The 1,405-nt window shown below is 64.8% G+C and carries 2 protein-coding genes; both read right to left on the bottom strand.

What is annotated here, in order from left to right; all coding sequences use genetic code 11:
* Positions 1-140: 140 nt before the first annotated feature.
* On the bottom strand, positions 141-458 hold the full coding sequence (locus ACFO0C_RS48310) for a hypothetical protein (protein WP_378073679.1): 318 nt from the start codon (positions 456-458) through the stop codon (positions 141-143).
* Between the two features lie 92 nt (positions 459-550).
* Positions 551-1,267: a hypothetical protein gene (locus ACFO0C_RS48315; protein WP_378073681.1), complete on the bottom strand. Its 717-nt coding sequence runs from the start codon at positions 1,265-1,267 to the stop codon at positions 551-553.
* Positions 1,268-1,405 lie beyond the last annotated feature (138 nt).

Consider the following 1,405-nt stretch of genomic DNA (forward strand, 5'->3'; position numbering starts at 1 on the left):
GCTTCTTGGTCGACACCGCCGAGGGTCGCTTGAGCAGCTAGATCCTCGGTCGGTCCTTCCTACGGCGAGGCGTAGCTACTCTCATGCCGCGGATAACTCGCGTCTTGGCCACCGGTGCATCGACCGAAGTTCGGTGCGGCTCACCGAACCTCAATCTCGTGGTTGATCTCCCGCGTCGCCGGCCCCACATACTCCGTCAACGTAAAGTCGTCGCCCGACCCTCGATGCACGGTTACGGCGAACTCGCTGTCATCGCCGAACCTCAAAGTGAAGACTGGATCCAGGTCGCATAGGAGGCCGAAACCTTCACGTTCTTCGTCGTCGGCACCCAACAGGCGCCCTTCCGCTGCCCAGCCCGATTCGGTAGTGGTGACGACCAGCGAGACCGCGACACTGGCCAGGCAGGTGATGGGGTTCGCCCACCAGTCCAGGTGGCAGCAGGTCTCGAAGTGATTCACACCCTTCATTCTCCAACTGTGCTCGGGCATCACCTATGGAGGCCTCCCGGTACTCGGCCATGTGCACTCTCCTGCCGCGAAGCGCGCGGCCTTCAACCGGTGCTGGGTTCTTTCGACGTCTCTCTGGCATCCGGGCACTCGTCAATGCCGTGGGAGACGGGTTGCCAGGCACCGTGGTCCTTGCGGGCGCTCAGTTGATCCGCCTTTCGAGCGGCACGCACCACCTGGGCTGTGATGCAGTGGACGGCAGCCAGGTACACCGCGCCGTAGTGCCGACAGAGGATCGGGCCGTGGTCGAGAGGGTGCATCGGCTCGCCGGCCAGCACGGCCAGGTCGGCTGTGCGCCAGCCGAGTGGTCCGCTCACCGCCTGTAGCTGCGGCAGCCGATGCCAGGCTCCGCCCAACATGCCCCTGATAGTGCTGAGCGAGAGCCCGACGAACGGGAGTTCCCGGAGTCCGAGGCCTCGGTTGCCCATCAGGCCTTGTAGTACGGCCGGGAATGGGTCGTGATCCGCCTGGCTGCGTGCCGGCCGGGGTTCGGGCGGCGCGCCCTTGTTCGGCAGTGCACTCACAAAGCGTTGCAGCTCAGCCAGCTGGGTATGGCTGCAGTACGTCACTCGGTAAGCGAAAGCGCGCAGCACGTTGAGGTCGCGGTTCGGCGGCAGGAGATGGCCGGGAACAGCGTGGCCTGCGACGACCAAGACGTCGGCCAGCGGCAGGTCGAGTTCGCCGGCGCATTTCTCAAGCCGTGAAGTGGTAAGGCGCCGACCGTTGTCGCGCAGTTCGCGTAGGAGTTCGACCCGCGTCACAGCCGTCACGGTAGGGCACCACACTCGTCTACGGCGAATGCTCATCTTGCGCTGCAAGAATCAGCAGTTCAAGTGCACTCTCATGCCGCGGATCGCGCATGGCCGGTCGTATTGCCGTCGCGCAAACGGTCGACGCCG

Source organism: Actinoplanes subglobosus (genome assembly GCF_042650585.1).
Taxonomy (GTDB): Bacteria; Actinomycetota; Actinomycetes; order Mycobacteriales; family Micromonosporaceae; genus Actinoplanes; species Actinoplanes subglobosus.